Consider the following 17,705-nt stretch of genomic DNA (forward strand, 5'->3'; position numbering starts at 1 on the left):
GCATGAGTCAGAGCGTCGACAGCAGCGTCGACCCGCTCGACCGCACCGTCGATCTTGACCGTACCGCCGAGATCAGCGCTCTGACACCACCGGCGACAACGACGACGCTGGACGCACCGGAGGAGGAGGCGCCGCGCAAGCGCCTCAAGTCCGCGATCTTCTGGTCGTACGCGCTGACCGCCGGCCGCCTGGGCACCACGACCGTCGTCACGTTCGTGCTGGCGGGCATGCTGGGACCGCACGCGTTCGGCGTCGTGGGCACCGCGCTGCTGTTCGTGATGATCACGCAGATGCTGCTCCAGCAGACGCTGCTCACCACGATCATCCAGCGCGAGAAGCTCGAAGGCGACCACCTGGACGCCGGGTTCTGGCTCGTCATCATCGGCAGCCTGGTGCTGACCGCGGTGGCCGCCGCCGCGGCACCGCTGTGGGCGGCGTTCAACAACCAGCCCGAGGTCACCATGATCTGCGTGGCGCTGACCCCCATGATCCTGCTGCAGGGGCTGACCGTGGTCCCCGAGGCGATCATGCGGCGGAGGATGACGTTCCGGCCGCTGGCCATCCGGACGCTGATCGCGAACGTCATCGGCGGCGTGGTCGGCATCGCCATGGCGCTCGCCGGCTACCAGGCCTGGGCGCTGGTGGGGCAGCAGCTGGTGGTGGGCGGCGTCGGCGCCGTCGTGCTGTGGACCGTCACCGACTGGCGCCCCCGCTGGCGGCTGCCCCGGCAGGCGATCAAGGACCTGTGGGGGTTCTCCGCCCAGTCCGCGCTCGGCGGCATCGGCGTCTTCCTGGCCATCCGCATCGACCTGTTGGTCCTGGCCAAGTTCTTCGGCCCGGTGGCGGTCGGTCTGTACCGCATCGCGCAGCGCCTGCCTGACATGCTGACCGAGGTGACCAGCCGGTCGCTGCAGCAGGTGTCGCTGCCGGAGCTGGCCCGCCTGCAGCGCAAGCCGGCCGAGCTCGGTGACCGGCTCGCCAAGATGCTGCACGTGTCCGCCGTCGCCGGACTGCCCGCGCTGGGCATCCTCGCGGCCGTCGCGAAGCCGCTCGTCGCGCTGCTCGGTCCCGAGTGGTCGCCGGCCGGCACCGGCATGCAGCTGCTGTGCATCGTCGGCATCGTCAACGTGTACGGGGTGCTGCTCGGCCCCGCCCTGCAGGCCGTCGGCCGGCCGGGCATCAACACGGCGCTGTCCTGGTTCCAGCTCACGGTCGGGGTCGGCACCTTCTACCTCATCGGGCAGTGGCTCAACGGCTCCACCGACGACCGCGCGCAGGTCGCCGCGATCGCGCTGGGCATGTCGGCGGTCGAGCTGTCGATCACGATCCTGATGATGTACATCACTTTCGTGCGGGTGTTGAAGGTCAGCACCTGGCAGATCCTCGGCCCGACGGTGCCGGCGTTCATCGCGGGCTCGGCAGGCTTCCTCGTGCCGTTCCTCGTCGACCGGTTCGGCCTGGTCAGCGGGCCGTGGGTGCTGAAGCTCCTGGTCTACGGCGTGCTCGCCACCGGCATCGCCGGCGGCCTGCTGCTCGCGCTGGACACCCGTACCCGCGGGATGGTCATGCGCAAGGTTCAACCATTGCTCGGAAAGAAGCTCGGAAAGAAGTAGGAGCGGGTCTTTGCTGTTCGACGAGTCCAACCGCCTGCGGCCCCTGGCCCACGCGGTGATCCCCGGTGGCGCGCACACGTATGCGAAGGGGGACGACCAGTTCCCCGAGGAGGCGCCGGGCTTCATCGTCCGGGGCAGCGGCTGTCACGTCTGGGACGCCGACGGCAACGAGTTCGTCGAGTACGGCATGGGCCTGCGCTCGGTCACGCTCGGCCACGGATACGCGCCGGTGGTCGAGGCCGCGGCCCGGCAGATGGCGGACGGGCTCAACTTCAGCCGCCCGGCGACGATCGAGCTGACCGCCGCGGAGCGGCTGCGCGGCGCGCTCGGCGTGCCCGACCGGATGGTGAAGTTCGCGAAGAACGGCTCCGACGTGACGAGCGCCGCGGTGAAGCTCGCCCGCGCGTTCACCGGCCGGGACCTCGTCGCGATCTGCGCCGACCACCCGTTCTTCTCCACCGACGACTGGTTCATCGGCACGACCGGCATGCCGGGCGGCATCCCCGGCGCGGTCCGTGACCTGACCGTCCGGTACCGCTACAACGACCTGGCCGGCGTCGAGGCGCTGATCGCCGAGCACCCCGGGAAGATCTCCTGCCTGGTGCAGGAGGTCGAGACGACCGAGCCGCCCGCGCCGGGCTTCCTTGAGGGCCTGCGGGCGCTGTGTGACCGGCACGGCATCGTGCTGATCTTCGACGAGATCATCACCGGGTTCCGCTGGCACGTGCGTGGCGCCTCCCACGTGCACGGCGTGCGGGCCGACCTGACCAGCTACGGCAAGGCACTCGGCAACGGCTTCGCGGTGGCCGCGCTCGTCGGCCGGCCCGACATCATGGAGCTCGGCGGGCTGCGCACCGACCGGGAGCGGGTGTTCCTGCTGTCCACCACCTACGGTGCCGACACGCACACCCTCGCCGCGACGATGGCCGTCCTCGACGTGTACGAGCGCGAACCGGTCATCGAACACCTGCACCGCCAGGGCCGGCGGCTGGCGGAGGGCGTGACGGCGGCCGCGGCGGCGCACGGCGTCCAGGACTTCGTGGGCGTGGCCGGCCGCGACAGCAACCTCATCTACATGACCAAGGACAGCGACGGCGAGCGCTCGCAGGCGTTCCGGACGCTGTTCCTGCAGGAGCTGGTCCGCCGCGGCGTGATCGCCCCGTCGTTCGTCGTCAGCTACTCCCACACCGACGCGGACATCGACCGCACGATCGAGGCGGTCGACGGCGCCCTCGCGGTCTACGCGAAGGCCTTGAGCGACGGCGTCGACGCCTACCTGGTCGGTCGCGCCGTGAAGCCCGTCTTCCGCCCTTACGTCTAGGGGAGCCACCGTGGTCGCAGTCCTCGAGCGGGAACAGGTCCGGCGCGGCACCCGTACACCGGTGAAGGCCGCCCTGGTCGTCGGCGCCCTCGTGGCCGGGACGGCGGCCTCGATCCTGCGGCAGCCCGGGCCCGGGGCGCTGGACACGATCTGGGCCGAGGACGGCGAGATCTTCCTGACCCAGGCGGCGCGTGATGGCGCCGGGGCGTTCACCACGTCCTACGCCGGCTACTACCACCTCGTCGCCCGGCTCGTCGCCGGCGTCGCGGCGCTGCTGCCGGCGTCCCAGGCCGCCGCGGCGCTCGCGATCGGCGCGGCGCTGGTCACGACGGTCTTCGCGATCGCCGCGTATGCCCTGAGCGGGGAGTACCTGTCCTCGACCGTGGCCCGGCTGGTGGTGTCGGTGCCGGTCGCGGTGCTGCCGATGGCGCAGGGCGACGTGCTGAACTCCCCGGCGAACCTGCACTGGACCGGTCTCTACGTCCTGTTCTGGTTCCTGCTGTGCCGGCCCGCCTCGGTCGCGGGGAAGGTGCTGGCGTGCGCGGGCATCGTGCTCATCGTCGGCAGCGACATCCTGACCGGCGTCTACCTGCCGCTCGTCGCGTTCGTGCTGTGGTTCCACCGGGACCGGTACGCGGTGGCGAAGGCCGTGGCGTTCGTGGTGCCCTTCGCCGTGCAGGTGCTCGGCCTGCTCACCGGGGCGAGCGAGCGGGAGGGCCTGGCGCCGGACCCGGTCCGGGCGGTGACCGGCTTCGTGCTCCGCGCGGTGCCGACGGCGCTGTTCGGCGAGCGGTGGGTCGGCCAGACGGTCAACGCCCGCAGCCTGATCTTCGCCGCGCTCGCGTGGCTGATCCTCGGCGCCGTGCTGGTCCTGGGGCTGCGCAAGGTCGTCCGTCCACGGTGGACGCTGGTGATCGCGGCGGGCGTGCACAGCGCGCTGGTCTACCTCGCGCCGGTCGCGCTCAGCGGCATCGCCACCCCGCGGTACAACGTGGCGCCGGCCCTGCTGGTGCTCGTCACGCTCGTCGCCCTACTCAACGACGTGACCGGGGTCCGGATCCTCGCGGCGCTGGTGCTGGTGGTCTGCGCGGTCAACTTCCGGGTGGACAACGCCCGGGCGGACGGGCCGGCCTGGCACACGGGGTTGCGGGGCGCGGAGACGGCCTGCGCCGCCGATCCGGCGGCCACGGTGAGTATTGAGGTGACTCCGCTCGCGGCACCTGGGTGGCATGTCGCACTGCCGTGTGACTATGTCGACAAAAAATAACCCTCTGGCATTGGGGCCATCGTCGGACAAGCAATTATCAGGCGAACTATGATCCACTCCAGAGTTAAAGCATGAATTTCCTCGACCGTTCGGGCAGGGTTGCCTGGCGGAACGACGGAGCCCTCTACACCCCGGAACGAGATTCACCTTCTGCGGCCCGCATGTACGCTGAGCTGCGAAACAGAAGATCAATCTTGTCCGTTTAGCCGCATTCGTACAGAATGCGCAAATTAGGTTTTTTGTTCAATTTAACAAGTCAAGCGGCATTTCATGTTTCGTTAAAAGCGGCATGTAAAGAATGCGACACGGCGAGTTTGCCAGTGCCCACTTGCCCCGCTGACGCGTTATCCGCCAGTGTCGCTAGGCGACTGCCCGTGGGGGGCGCCGCGACCTATTTTTCTTGGGGAGCAGGGTCGGTCATGAAGGTTGGCGTCATCGGCTGTGGTTACTGGGGGGCGAAGCACGTGCGCGTGCTGTCATCACTCCCCGAGGTGTCACTGGTCGTCGCGATCGACGCACAGACGGAGCGGATCGATCCACTGCGCCGGATGTACCCGAGCGCGCTGTGCGTCACCAGCCTGGACGAGGTGATCGACCTCATCGACGCCGCGATCATCGCCACGCCGCCGCGCTCGCACGCGCCGCTGGCGAAGCGGCTGCTCGCCGCCGGCAAGCACGTCATGGTCGAGAAGCCGATGACCGCCTCGACCGCGGAGGCCCGCGAGCTCGTCGCGATGGCCGACGAGGCCGGCCTCACCCTCGCCACCGGGCACACGTTCGAGCACAACGCGGTGGTCAAGCACCTGCGCGACATGGTCGCCGCCGAGGAGCTCGGCAAGATCTACTACATCGACACCGCGCGGCTGAACCTCGGGCTCTACCAGCCCGACGTCAACGTCGTCTGGGACCTCGCGCCGCACGACATCTCGATCATCAACATGGTGCTGGGCAGCACGCCGACCGCGGTCAGCGCGTGGGGCACCAGCCACGCCGGCACGCCCTTCGAGGACGTCGCCTACCTGCGCCTGGAGTACGGCGCGATCGGCGCGACCGCCAACATCCACGTCAGCTGGCTCGACCCGTCGAAGGTGCGACGCGTGACGGTCGTCGGCAGCCAGCGCATGGCGGTCTACGACGACATGCTCGACGAGGGCCGGCTGCGCATCTACGACAAGGGCATCCAGGGCGCCCCACTGGACGGCACCGTGCCGATGTCGTACCGCTACGGCGGCATCACCTCGCCGCACATCCCGATGACCGAGCCGCTCGGCGAGGTCGACCGGGACTTCGTGCAGTCGGCGATCACCGGGCGCACCCCTGCCGTCGACGGCCGGCGCGGGCTCGCCGTGGTGGAGGTCCTGGAGGCCGCCGCCGAGTCGATGGCCACCGGCCGCACCGTCAACATCTCCCAGCCCGCAACCGTCTGACTCGAGAGGAACACCACGTCCCGTGCGCATCCCGTTCAATGACCTCGCGACGCCGCACGCGTCGATCGTTGAGGACGTCGTCGCCGAGGTGCGGGCGTTGGCCGGCAACTCCCGCTTCATCGGCGGGCCGGCCGTCGAGTCCTTCGAGCAGGATTTCGCGGCGTACTGCGGCACCACGCACGCCGTGGGCGTCGCCAACGGCACCGACGCGATCGAGCTGACCCTGCGGGCGCTCGGCATCGGTGGCGGCGACGAGGTCCTGGTGCCGGCCAACACGTTCATCGCGACCGCCTCGGCCGTCGCGGCGACCGGCGCCACCCCCGTCTTCGTCGACGTCGACCCGGTGAGCCTGCTCGTCACGCCCGCCACCCTGGAGGCCGGCAAGACCGAGCGGACCGCCGCGGTGATCCCGGTGCACCTGTACGGGCACATGGTGCCGCCGGCGGACGTGCTGCCGTTCGCGGCGAAGCACGGCCTGGCAGTGCTCGAGGACTCCGCGCAGGCGCACGGGGCGGACGCTCCGGCGCAGCATGACGGCCTGGGTGAGAAGGTGCGGGCCGGGTCCTACGGTGTCGCCGGAACCTTTAGTTTTTACCCAGGCAAGAACCTTGGTGCCTGGGGAGACGGTGGCGCGGTCGTGACCGACGACGCCCAGCTCGCCTCGCGGATCCGGTCGCTGGCCAACCACGGCCGGTCCGAGGGCACCGACCACTACGAACACCGCTACATCGGGCGCAACAGCCGGCTCGACGCGTTGCAGGCGACAGTCCTGCGCCGCAAGCTAGCCGACCTGGACGCGGCCACCGCTCAGCGCCGTCGCGTCGCGTCGGTCTACGCGGAGGCACTCGCCGCCCACGGAATCCCGATGGTGGCACCGCTGCCCGGCGTGGACAGCGCGTGGCACCTGCTCGTCGCCCGGGTCCCGGGACGGGAGCAGGTGCGCCGCCTGCTCGACGAGGCCGGGATCGGCACCGGGGTCCATTACCCGGTTCCGTGTCACCGCCAGCACGCCTACGCTACCGACCAGACCGTCAGCCTCCCGGCGGCCGAACAGGCCGCCACCGAGATCGTCTCACTTCCCTTCTTCCCCCACCTGCGGGACGAAGAGGTCGCCTATGTCGCGGACCACCTCGCCAAGGCGATCGCCGCGCTCTGATTTCCGTCAGCTCGCTCGTTCGTTGTCGCACCAACGCACAGTGAGGAGGTGTCGCCGTTGACCGCGCCACAGGCCGTCGACGCCGCACTGAACACCACGCCGCCCGTTTCCGCCCAGGAGGACGAGACCGACGACGCCACCGTCGTCATCTCGTCCCTGCCCCAGCCCACCGCTCCCGCCGAGCCGTCCGTGTCCGACGACGCCACGGTCGAGATCCCGATGCCGCAGCGCGTGCTGCGCAAGGTCGGCAGCGGCTGGGGCCTGATCCAGGGGCACCGCGAAGGCCGGTCGCTGATCCCGAAGCGGTCCCTGCGGCAGCTCGTGGAGGGGCTCGTGGCGCTGGGCATCCTGGCCGCCCTGTCGCCGATCCTGCTCGTCGTCGCGCTCGCGGTGAAGTGGACCAGCGAGGGCCCGATGCTGTTCCGGCAGGAGCGGCTCGGCCTGCACCGCAGCACGTTCAAGATCATCAAGTTTCGCACGATGAGCAACAAGAACAGCGACGCGCAGCACCGCGAGTTCGTCAAGAAGATGCTCACCTCCGACGACGACGTCGACGGTGGCGAGCAGGGCGTCTACAAGCTGGTCAACGACCCGCGGATCACGCCCATCGGCGGCTTCCTGCGGCGCACCAGCATCGACGAGCTGCCCCAGCTGTGGAACGTCGTGCGCGGCGAGATGTCGCTCGTCGGCCCGCGCCCCGTCCTGGCGTGGGAGGCGGACCTGTTCCCGCCGGAGGCGGAGCGGCGCTTCGCGGCCCGGCCCGGCATGACCGGCCTGTGGCAGGTGTCCGGCCGCAGCACCCTGGACTTCAAGGCCGCCCTCGAGCTCGACGTCGTCTACGTCGAGAAGAAGTCGGTCTGGTACGACATCACGATTCTCTGGCGGACCGTCGGAGTGGTCTTCAACCGATCGGTGGCACGGTGAGAATTCCGGAGCGTAGCGGGGCATTCGCTCGCCGCGAGGGCAGGGTGGCTCGGTGAAGGATCCGCGACTCCACGTCGTGATCGCGGTGGCGAATCTGCCGGTCGAGCGCGACCGGCGGGTCATCCGTGAGGTGAAGGCCCTCGAAGCGGCCGGATACCGGGTGACGGTGATCTGCCCCCGCGGCGCCTCCAAGATCAGCCGCGTCCCCGGTACCGTCGACGCCAAGGTCCGCTCGTACAAGATGTACGAGTCGTCCGGCGGCGCGGTGTCCTTCGCGATCGAGTTCGCCTGGTCCTTCGTGTGCATCGGCTGGCATCTGATGGCCGCAGTGCTCCGCGACCGGGCCGCCGCCGCGCAGGTGTGCAACCCGCCGGACGTGTTCTTCCCCCTCGCGCTGCTCATGCGGATGCTGGGCCGCCCGTGGGTGTTCGACCACCACGACCTCTCCCCCGAGGTGTACCAGGCCCGCGGCGGCCGGCCCGGCTCGCTGCTGGACCGCATCCTGCTGCGCTTCGAGAAGTGGTCGCAGCGCGCCGCCTCGGCGGTCGTGTCCACCAACGAGTCCTACCGGGAGCTCGCGATCAGCCGCGGTGGCTGCGACCCGTCGCGGGTCGTCGTGGTCCGCAACGGCCCGTCGGCCGCCGAGGTCAAGCCGGTCGCGGCGGCACAGCTCGACGTCGACGACCACACGATCGTCTACCTCGGCGTGCTCGGCGCGCAGGACGGCGTCGACAACGCGATCCTCGCCGCCGAACGCCTGGTCGACCTGCGCGGCCGGCTCGGCTGGCGCCTCGTCGTCGCCGGCGACGGCGAGTGCCTGGAGAGCCTCAAGGCGCTGACGGTCGAGCGCAAGCTCGAGGACGTCGTGGAGTTCACCGGCTGGCTCGGCGTCGAGGAGATCGACCGGCTGCTGCGCACCGCTTCCGTCGGATTGCAGCCAGATCCTCGCAGCGCGCACGCCGAGGTGTCGACAATGGCCAAGACTGTCGAATACCTCGCCCGGGGGCTGCCCGTCGTCGGCGTGGACATGCGGGAGACCCGGCGCAGCGCCGGCGACGCCGGTGTCTACGTCCCGAACGGCACTCCTGAGGAGTTCGCCGTCGCCCTGCACCGCCTGCTCGACGACCCGGTTGCACGCGCGTCGATGCGCAATGTCGCGCTCGCACGGTTCCGTAATACCTTGGCCTGGGAACACCAGGCGGCGGCGTATGTCCGGCTATGGGATGAGTTGCTGTCCACCCGCCGGGAGAGGTACAAAGCGGGATCGGCGATCGTTCGGCAAGCCGCACCAGCGGACGTCAGTCAGGCAGAACAACGACAGTGATAAGCGCAATTACATACCGCCCGCCCGGCGACCGCGCTTGTGTGAGGGGATGACGTGGACCTCTGGGATCTCGCCAAGCTGATGGGTCGCCGCTGGTACCTGATGGCGCCGATGATCATCTTGACCCTCGCCGCGACCAGCTGGGCGCTGCTGACGATCAAACCCGACTACACCTCGACCGGCCAGATCATGCTGATCCCGCCGGCCGACCGCACGCCGCTCACGCCGGCCGAGCTCCAGTCGACCAACACCTGGGTCGAGGTCGGTGAGGACATCATGGCGAAGGCCCTGTCGATCTCGCTGAACACCACCGCGACCCACAAGGAGATCGCCGGCGAGGGCTTCTCGGACGCGTTCGAGGTGGCCGCCGAGGACCGCTCCAGCATCCTCACCGTGACCGCGACCGCCACGACGCCCGAGGCGGCGCAGGCGACCGTGCAGCGGCTGGAGAAGCAGATCACCCGCGAGGTCGAGGAGATGCAGGCGCGCTACAAGCCCAAGGCGGGCCGCGCGATCAGCACCCAGGTCCTCGACGCCGGCGACACCATCGAGGTCGTCTCCTCGAAGGTCAAGCGCGCCGCGGTCGTCATCGTCGGCGTCGGTCTGCTGCTCACCGCAGCGGTGACCATCGTCGGCGACAACATCCTGCGCCGCCGCGCCCGCAACCAGCGGCGCCGCCAGCAGGGTGACGACCTCGAGCCCGGCAACGACACCGACGTCATCTCCGACGGCGACCGGCAACAGCCGTCCGGCCGGGCCAACGGCGCCGGCGGCGGGGATGCCGTCGCGAAACAGGACGAGACGGCCGTGATCAACCTCGGCAGGATCAAGAGCACCGTCGCGTCCGGCAACAACGGTGGCGGCAACGGTGGCGGCAACGGCAACAGCGGCAACGCCGCCGGTCCGGGCCTCACCGTCGCGTACCGGCAGGCCGAGAACGCCCCCGACGACGACCGCCGCGGGGTCGAGACCGACGACGCGACGATCATCCTGCCCCTGGGCAACACGCCGTGGGCCGGCCGGGAGGGGCGCGACAAGGACGCTGAGGCGCGCGGCCGTTGACCTCCAGCACCGTCGCCGGCGAGAGCCGCACACGTCAGGCGCCACCCGATGCGGTGGCGCCCGACGACCTGCGGATCTTCAAGGGGAAACCGAAGCGGAAGCGGCCCCAGGGCTACCGGCCGTCGCCCGACCTGCTGCCGGTCCTCGTCGACGAGCGGACCTACGCGTCCCGCCGCCGGCGCAGCCACATCGACGCCGCGTCGCTGCTCGTGCTGGTCGTGGTGCTGATCCAGCTGCTCCCGTCGCGCCTCGTCGTCCCGGACCTCACCTCGGTCGGCCGGCCAGGCCTGCTGATCGGCCTCCTGCTCGCCCTCTGGTGGCTGCTGTCGAAGCTGCACCCACGCCTGGCGATGACGGGTCCGCAGCCGATGCGCTGGGCGTTCGTGGTCTACGCGCTGACCCTCCTGCTGTCCTATGCCGCCGGCCAGTTCCGCGGCATGCCCGTGCTGGAGGCCAACTCCGCCGACCGCGCCCTGCTCGGTGCGCTCGCGTTCATGGGCATCGTGTTCATGACCGCCGACGGCGTGCCGACCCGTGACCGCCTCGACGACGTGCAACGCGTCCTGGTGTACTGCACCGCCATCAACGCGCTGCTCGGCATCATGCAGTTCATCACCAAGAAGGACCTGACCCAGAGCATCGTCATCCCCGGCCTGACCCTGCAGGGCGAGCTGGTCGGCCTCGCCGACCGCGGCGGCGGCGGCCTCATCCGGGTCGCCGGCACCACCGGGCACTTCATCGAGTTCAGCGTGGTCATGGCGTTCGCGGTGCCGCTCGGCATCCACTACGCCCGCTACGCGAGGACCAAGCTCGAGCGCCGGATCTTCCTCGTCGCGACGCTGGTCATCGCGGGCTCCATCCCGCTGGCGCTGTCGCGCACCGGCATCCTCGCCGTCGGCATCGCGCTGCTGTGCATGTGGCCCGCGTGGAACTGGCGCTTCCGCTTCAACGTCCTGGTCATCAGCGTCGGCCTGCTCGCCCTGCTCTCCGTGGTCCGGCCCGGCCTGCTCGGCACGCTGCGCTCGCTGTTCAGCAACGCCGAGGACGACCCCAGCATCAAGGGCCGCACCGACGACTACGCCATCGTCTTCCAGTACGCCTCCGAGCGCCCCTGGCTGGGCCGGGGCACCGGCACGTTCATCCCCGAGCTCTACCGCTACCTGGACAACCAGTGGCTGATGACGCTCATGAACAACGGCTACCTCGGCATCGCCGGGATGGTGGTCCTGCACTTCTCCGGCGTGTTCCTCGCGATCATCGCGTTCCGCCGGGCGGAGAACGAGGTCGACCGCCACCTGTGCGCGGCGATCTCGGCGGTGCCGCTCATCGCGGCGCTCACCGGCCTGACGTTCGACTCGTTCTCGTTCAGCACCTTCGTGGTCGTGCTCGCCCTGCAGCTCGGTGCCGCCGGCGCGATGTGGCGCTTCACGCACCCGGCCCGCACCACCCGCAGCGCCGCCGTCGGCGCTCTCCAACGCTGAATTCCTGGAGTTCCGGTGATCTCTGTCGTCATCGCCGCCCACAACGAGGCGGCGGTCATCGGTCGCTGCCTGGACGGCCTCATCGCCCCCGACATCGACATCACGGTGGTCGCCAACGGCTGCAGCGACGACACCGCCGCGGTCGCCGCTTCGCGCCCCGGCGTGCGGGTCATCGACCGCCCGGAGCCGGGCAAGTCGGGCGCGCTGAACGCCGGCGACGCCGTCGCGGTCGGCTTCCCCCGCGTGTACCTCGACGCCGACATCCCGCTGACCGCCGCGGACGTGCGCACCCTGGCGGCGTTCCTGGCGTCGACGCCGGGCCTGCTCGCCGCGACCGCGCACCGAACGCTCGACACCCGCCGCCGGCCGCTGCTGGTGAAGGCGCACAGCGCGATCAACGGCCGGCTCCCCGCGTACCGCGACGCCCTCTACGGCCGCGGCGTCATCGCGCTGTCGGCCGAGGGCCGCGCCCGGTTCGACACGTTCCCCGAGGTCGTCGCCGACGACCTGTTCCTCGACGGCCTCTTCGGCCCCGGCGAGAAGGCCGAGACGCCCGCGGTCGTCGCCGTCGTCGAGACGCCCCGCCGCACTTCGGACCTCGTGAAGCGTTTGGCCAGGGTGCGAGCGGGTAACGCCGCCCTGCGCGCCGCGGGTGCCGCCCGTCCAGCGGCGCGCTCCTCGTGGTTGCGCGACGTCGTGCTCCCCAGGCCCTGGCTTCTGCCGGCGGCGGTGGGCTACGTTGCGCTGACCGTCGCCGCGGCGCGCGCCGCCCGCCGTCGCGACGTCGGATGGGGCCACGACACGTCCACCCGCGGAGCAGTCGGAGCGCAGCAGTGAGCCTTGATCCACTCGTCAGCGTCGTCCTCGTCTCGTACAACACCCGTGAGCTGACGCTCAAGAACCTCGCGGGGCTGCAGGCGGGCACCGCCGTGCCGATCGAAATCATCGTGGTCGACAACGCCTCGACCGACAACTCGGCGGCGGCGATCGGTCACGCCTACCCCGAGGTCCGCGTGCTGCACCAGCCCGTGAACCTCGGCTTCGGCAACGCCGTCAACCTCGGCGCCGCGCACGCCAAGGGCCGCTGGATCCTGCTCATCAACCCCGACACCGAGCCGGTCGGCGACGTGATCCGCACCCTCGTCGAGTACGCGGGCAGCCACCCCGAGTACCGCATCTACACCGGCCGCACACTCCGCGCCGACCACACCGACGACGGCCACTCGGTGCACGCGCTGCCGAGCCTGTGGGGGTACGTCTGCTTCGCGACCGGCCTGTCGTCGCTGCGCCGGCGCTCGCAGCTGTTCAACCCCGACGAGCTGCCCGGCCTCGACCGCGTCATCGGCGGCGAGGTGCCGGCCGTGTCCGGCTGCCTGCTGCTGATCGACCGGCCGCTGTGGGAGCAGCTCGGCGGCTTCACCCCCGACTACTTCATGTACAGCGAGGACATCGACCTCTCCGCCCGCGCCCGCGACCTGGGCGCCCGCCCCGTCCTCGTCCCGGAGGCCCAGCTCCTGCACGTCGGCGGCGCCGCATCGAGCACCGTCAACAAGCGGATCATGGTCCTGCGCGGCAAGACCACGTTCGTCCGCCTGCGCTGGTCCCCCGGCCGCGCCAAGCTTGCCCGTCTCCTCATGTCCGCCGGTGTACTGGTGCGCTCCGCCGCCGGCGCAGGCTGGCGCGACGTCTGGCGCCAGCGAGCGACGTGGCTGTCCGGCTGGCCCGCTCCGACCGCCCCCGCGGCCGTCCCCACCCAGCCGCTGCCCGCCCCGATCTCGGCCGTGCCGTCACCGGACCCCGCCGCGGCGCGACCTCACCCGTAGCGGGGCGCGCTCCTGGACCGCTGGATGTTGGGCGTCCGCCGCTCACGGGCCCGCCAGCACCCCGTGTGCCAGTGCCGGCGGTCCGCGAGATCCCCGCGCCCGTCCGCCGGCCACGCCACGAGATGCGGCACCCCCGGCGCGATCTCCTGGTCACACCCCGGGCACCGGTACGCCTTCACCGCCGCACTCGACGGAATGTTGCGCACCTGCCACTCCCCATCACTCCACGCCTGCACCCCTTCAACGCCACGCTTGACCCGCTCCAGATCGATCGGCTCAGGCACAGCGTCGCGCCGGGCATGGTTGCGACGGGGACTCACCATTCCAGCGTACCGACGCCCACCACCCACCAATGATCACGGCCCCACCACACCCAGCCGCCACCCCGCGATCCCGGTCGCGCCACCCCCGCCACGCCGTCGCCAGCCATGACCGCCGCCTTGCCGTGACTGTCGTCCCGCCGTAGCCACAGTCGCGCCGCGACCACCGCTCGCCGTGATTGTCGCCGTGCCGTGATCGCAGTTGTGCCGCAACCGTCCACCGTGCACCATCGCCACACCGCGACCACACCACCGCGATCAGCGCCGGGCAGCACCACCTTCTTGCAGTGCGGATCGCCGCGCCGCAATCGCCGCCCGGCCGCAGTCACCGCCTTGTAGTGACCGCCGCGCGTGCTGCGATCACTACCCCGCCGCACGACCACCGCCCCACCACACGATCACCGCCGCGCCGCAATCACCGCCCGGTAGTAACCGCCGCCCACGCCGCGATCACCGCCCGGCTAGGGACGCCGCCCGACCGCGATCACCGCCCGCTAGGAACCGCCGCCCGCGCCGCAATCACTGCCACGCCGCAATCACTGCCACGCGGCGAGCACCGCCGCGCCGCGAAGGGCTGTCGTGCGGCGGGCAGTGACGCGGCGGGGCGGCGGTTGTGTTGTGGTCAGTGGTGGTGGGTTGGTGCTCGGGTGGTCAACGCTTCGAGTAGTCGCGGAAGCCGCGGCTGACCTTGCGGCCCAGGTAGCCGGCGGTCACCAGGTGCTCCAGCAGCGGGGCGGGGGCGAAGCCGGGCTCGCGCAGCTCCAGGTACAGCTCCCGCTGGATCGCCAGGGACACGTCCAGGCCGACGACGTCGAGCAGCTCGAACGGGCCCATCGGGTAGCCGCAGCCGAGCTTCATCGCGTAGTCGATGTCGTCCGCCGTCGAATACGAGGCCTCGACCATCTTGACCGCGTCGTTGAGGTACGGGAACAGCAGCGCGTTGACCACGAAGCCGGACCGGTCGGCGCACACCACCGCGTGCTTGGCCAGCGCCCGGCACACGGCGGCGGCGGTCTGGACCGTCGCGTCGGAGGTGCGGATCGTCCTGACCACCTCGACCAGCCCCATGACCGGCGCCGGGTTGAAGAAGTGCAGGCCGACCACGTCGGCGGGCCGCTCGGTCGCCACCGCGCACTCGATGACCGGCAGGCTCGACGTCGTCGTGGCGAGCACGACCCCCGGCTTGCAGATCTCGTCGAGCGACGCGAACAGCGCCTTCTTCACCGACAGCTCCTCGACCACCGCCTCGACCACCAGGTCGACGTCGGACAGGTGGTCGAGGCTCGCCGACCACGTGACCCGCCCGATCGCGGCGTCGCGGTCCTGCTCGGTCAGCTTGCCGCGCACGACCCCCTTGTTGAGCGACGTCTTCAGCCGCTCGCAGACCTTGGCCGACTTCTCGGCGCCGCGCGTCACCGACACGACCTCGAACCCGGCCTTCGCGAACACCTCGATGATGCCCGTCGCCATCGTCCCCGACCCGACGACGCCCACCTTCGCGATGTTCGTCGGCCTGCCGTGCTCGGCGGTGCTGGACGGCGTCAGCTCGTCGGCGACGACGACCGGCGACCCGGGCTTCTCGTACGTGTAGAACCCCCGCCCGGACTTCCGCCCGAGCAGCCCCGCCGTCACCATCTGCTTGATCAGCGGCACCGGCGCGTGCCGCCGGTCGCGACCGCCCCGGCGGTACATCGTGTCGAGGATCTCGTACGCGGTGTCGAGCCCGATCAGGTCCATCAGCGCCAGCGGCCCCATCGGCAGCCCGCACCCGAGCTTCATCGCGGCGTCGATGTCCTCGCGGGTCGCGTACTTCGCCTCGACCATGGACACGGCCTGGTTGAGATACCCGAACAGCAGCGCGTTGGCGATAAAGCCGGCCCGGTCCGTGATCGTCACGTCCACCTTGCCGAGCCGCTCGCACAGCGCCTCGATGTCCGTGACCACGTCCTGCGACGTGACGACCGTCCGCACCACCTCGACCAGCTTCATGATCGGTGCGGGGTTGAAGAAGTGCATGCCGATGACCTGGTTCGGCCGGCCGGTCGCCACCGAGATCTCGGTGACCGACAGGCTGGACGTGTTGGTGGCGAGGATGGCCTCGGGCTTGCACACCTTGTCGAGCTCGGCGAAGATCCGCTGCTTGAGGTCCAGGTGCTCGGGCACGGCCTCGATGACCAGGTCCACGTCGCCCAGCGCGTCCAGCCCGACCGCGAACGTCACCCGCTCCAGCAGCGCGTCGCGGCCTTCCGCGGACAGCTTGCCCTTGGCGACCGCCCGGTCCAGCGACCCGCGCATCGTCGACTCACCCCGGTGCAGCGCCGCGTCGCTGATCTCGACCGCGGTCACCGAGAGCCCGCTCCGCGCGAACACCTCCACGATGCCGGCGCCCATGGTGCCCAGCCCGACCACGCCCACGGAACCAAACTCGCGCGCCATCGCACGACCTCCCTAACGACCGATCAGGTTACTGGCGAGTCTCCCACGCCACCCGGCTCCCGCGCCCTGTGGGATATCTTGCTGCGCCGCACTCCCGCCCCACCGCCAGCAGCGGCACTGCCAGCGCCGATGCGCGGCAGCTTCCCTCCAGGCCGACCGCACCGCCGTCCGATCGGATTGCGGAATTGGTCACTCCCCCGGGCGCGGATTGCCACTGCAGCGGGCGGTCAGGTCCAGCGGATGGTGGCGCTGGAGCGCCAGAGCGACAGGACGGCGGGGTCACCGTTGACGTGGAGGTCGGCGGTGGCCCGACGGTTCCACAGGGCTAAGTACAGATCGCTGGCGGGACCGCGGAGGGTGCAGTCGGCGGCGGTGTCGGTGCCGCGGGTGATGTCGGCGCCGGTGGGGCCCATGCGGACGGTCCAGGAGTTGGGGGCGTCGGAGGCCTCGACGGCGAGCGTGGCGGGGGCGTCGCAGCGCAGACGGCTGCCACGGGCGGCATAGAAGGTCATGAGCAGCTCGTCGATGCCGTCGACACCGAGGTCGCGGGCGACGCCGTCGGACTGGCCGACGGCGGCGTGGAGGTCGGCGCGATGGATGATCGTCTCGTGGGCCTGGCGGCGCGCCCAGAAGGCGAGGGGCGAGTCGGCGGGGAGGAAATGCCAGCAGGTCAGGTCGCCGGGGGCGGCGCGGAGCCGGTCGACGAGGGCGAGGTGGCCGGCCTGGAACCACGGGACGAGGTCGGCGTCGGCCGGCATGGGGCCGACCGCCTGCTCCTCCTCGTCATCGGTGAGGACGGCGGCGCGGGCGTCGCGGACATAGGCCGTCGCCCAGCGGTGCACATAACCCACGTGCTGGACGAGGTCGCGGACCGTCCAGTCGGGGCAGGTCGGCACGGGGGCGTCGAGGCCCGCCTTCTCGGCGGCGTCGACGAAGTCGAGCCCGGCACGCTCCAACGCATCGATGTGCTGCCCGATTTCCATGCCGTCATGCTAAGCCGACCCCCCGACAAAAAACGCCGGCGGAACGTCACACCGAGGCTCAGGCGGCCAGCAGGCCGCCCACCCAGATGCCGGCGATGATCAGGGCGGTGGCGAGCTCGATGAGCATCGACACGCCGGCGGCCTTGAGGGCGTGCTTGGTGGACTGCCAGGCGAGGCTGGTGTCCTTCTGACGGATGCGCTCGACGATGAAGACGCCCAGGACGAAGCCGATGACGAGGCCGACGACCGGGATGAGGAAGAAGCCGACGATGCCCAGCAGGCCGCCGAGGAAGAGGGTCAGGTTGGGCACGCCGGCGCGCTTGAGGTTGCGGCCGGGGACGAGGTACTTGGCGGCGAACCCGAGGCCGAGCACGATCGTGGCCGCGACCGCGACGGTCCAGCCGACGGCGCCGTGACCGCCGAAGACCGCCCACACCATGACCCCGGCCCAGCACAGGACCAGGCCGGGGAGCATGGGAATGACGACGCCGATGGTCCCGATCAGCACCGCGGCACCCGAGATGAAGGCCACGAGGCCGGAGCTGTCGGTCACATCCACGCCGATCAG

16 protein-coding genes are annotated in these 17,705 nt (G+C 70.7%); 11 read left to right on the top strand and 5 right to left on the bottom strand.

Annotated elements, in window-relative coordinates:
• Positions 1 to 2: 2 nt before the first annotated feature.
• The 11 genes from ABD332_RS44155 to ABD332_RS44205 all read left to right on the top strand — a co-directional run bounded on the left by ABD332_RS44155 (position 3) and on the right by ABD332_RS44205 (position 13,398).
• Positions 3 to 1,613 carry a lipopolysaccharide biosynthesis protein gene (locus tag ABD332_RS44155; RefSeq protein WP_344510237.1) on the top strand — a complete coding sequence of 537 codons (1,611 nt, stop codon included), beginning with the start codon at positions 3 to 5 and terminating at the stop codon, positions 1,611 to 1,613.
• 10 nt (positions 1,614 to 1,623) lie between these two features.
• Positions 1,624 to 2,934: a glutamate-1-semialdehyde 2,1-aminomutase gene (locus ABD332_RS44160; RefSeq protein ID WP_344510240.1), complete on the top strand. Its 1,311-nt coding sequence runs from the start codon at positions 1,624 to 1,626 to the stop codon at positions 2,932 to 2,934.
• A 10-nt stretch (positions 2,935 to 2,944) separates the two neighbouring features.
• The gene (locus ABD332_RS44165; protein ID WP_344510242.1) at positions 2,945 to 4,201 is read left to right on the top strand and encodes a hypothetical protein; all 1,257 of its coding nucleotides are present in this window, start codon (positions 2,945 to 2,947) and stop codon (positions 4,199 to 4,201) included.
• Between the two features lie 419 nt (positions 4,202 to 4,620).
• The gene (locus ABD332_RS44170; RefSeq protein WP_344510244.1) at positions 4,621 to 5,628 is read left to right on the top strand and encodes a Gfo/Idh/MocA family protein; all 1,008 of its coding nucleotides are present in this window, start codon (positions 4,621 to 4,623) and stop codon (positions 5,626 to 5,628) included.
• A gap of 22 nt (positions 5,629 to 5,650) precedes the next feature.
• Positions 5,651 to 6,784, top strand: a complete 1,134-nt coding sequence (locus tag ABD332_RS44175) for a DegT/DnrJ/EryC1/StrS family aminotransferase (protein ID WP_344510246.1) — start codon at positions 5,651 to 5,653, stop codon at positions 6,782 to 6,784.
• Positions 6,785 to 6,841: 57 nt separating this feature from the next.
• A complete protein-coding gene (locus ABD332_RS44180) occupies positions 6,842 to 7,708 on the top strand; it encodes a sugar transferase (protein WP_344510248.1) in 867 nt (288 codons plus the stop codon).
• A gap of 52 nt (positions 7,709 to 7,760) precedes the next feature.
• Positions 7,761 to 9,032, top strand: a complete 1,272-nt coding sequence (locus ABD332_RS44185) for a glycosyltransferase family 4 protein (protein ID WP_344510250.1) — start codon at positions 7,761 to 7,763, stop codon at positions 9,030 to 9,032.
• Between the two features lie 54 nt (positions 9,033 to 9,086).
• Positions 9,087 to 10,094, top strand: a complete 1,008-nt coding sequence (locus tag ABD332_RS44190; RefSeq protein WP_344510252.1) for a hypothetical protein — start codon at positions 9,087 to 9,089, stop codon at positions 10,092 to 10,094.
• On the top strand, positions 10,091 to 11,575 hold the full coding sequence (locus tag ABD332_RS44195) for an O-antigen ligase family protein (protein WP_344510254.1): 1,485 nt from the start codon (positions 10,091 to 10,093) through the stop codon (positions 11,573 to 11,575). The genes ABD332_RS44190 and ABD332_RS44195 overlap by 4 nt, the downstream gene beginning before the upstream one ends.
• 15 nt (positions 11,576 to 11,590) lie before the next feature.
• The gene (locus ABD332_RS44200) at positions 11,591 to 12,412 is read left to right on the top strand and encodes a glycosyltransferase (RefSeq protein WP_344510256.1); all 822 of its coding nucleotides are present in this window, start codon (positions 11,591 to 11,593) and stop codon (positions 12,410 to 12,412) included.
• Entirely contained in the window at positions 12,409 to 13,398 is a 990-nt protein-coding gene (locus ABD332_RS44205; protein WP_344510258.1) for a glycosyltransferase family 2 protein, read from the top strand. The genes ABD332_RS44200 and ABD332_RS44205 overlap by 4 nt, the downstream gene beginning before the upstream one ends.
• Here ABD332_RS44205 and ABD332_RS44210 read toward each other — a convergent pair.
• The 5 genes from ABD332_RS44210 to ABD332_RS44230 all read right to left on the bottom strand — a co-directional run bounded on the left by ABD332_RS44210 (position 13,389) and on the right by ABD332_RS44230 (position 17,696).
• Entirely contained in the window at positions 13,389 to 13,721 is a 333-nt protein-coding gene (locus tag ABD332_RS44210) for a hypothetical protein (protein WP_344510260.1), read from the bottom strand. The genes ABD332_RS44205 and ABD332_RS44210 overlap by 10 nt on opposite strands.
• Positions 13,715 to 14,101, bottom strand: a complete 387-nt coding sequence (locus ABD332_RS44215) for a hypothetical protein (protein ID WP_344510262.1) — start codon at positions 14,099 to 14,101, stop codon at positions 13,715 to 13,717. The genes ABD332_RS44210 and ABD332_RS44215 overlap by 7 nt, the downstream gene beginning before the upstream one ends.
• A 268-nt stretch (positions 14,102 to 14,369) precedes the next feature.
• Positions 14,370 to 16,154: a 3-hydroxyacyl-CoA dehydrogenase family protein gene (locus tag ABD332_RS44220; protein ID WP_344510264.1), complete on the bottom strand. Its 1,785-nt coding sequence runs from the start codon at positions 16,152 to 16,154 to the stop codon at positions 14,370 to 14,372.
• A 227-nt stretch (positions 16,155 to 16,381) separates the two neighbouring features.
• Positions 16,382 to 17,137 (bottom strand): maleylpyruvate isomerase family mycothiol-dependent enzyme, encoded by a 756-nt coding sequence (locus ABD332_RS44225; RefSeq protein WP_344510266.1) that lies wholly within the window; start codon positions 17,135 to 17,137, stop codon positions 16,382 to 16,384.
• 58 nt (positions 17,138 to 17,195) lie between these two features.
• Positions 17,196 to 17,696 (bottom strand): DUF456 domain-containing protein, encoded by a 501-nt coding sequence (locus ABD332_RS44230; protein WP_344510268.1) that lies wholly within the window; start codon positions 17,694 to 17,696, stop codon positions 17,196 to 17,198.
• Positions 17,697 to 17,705: the final 9 nt, after the last annotated feature.

The sequence above is a fragment of the Dactylosporangium maewongense genome (genome assembly GCF_039531485.1).
GTDB lineage: Bacteria > Actinomycetota > Actinomycetes > Mycobacteriales > Micromonosporaceae > Dactylosporangium > Dactylosporangium maewongense.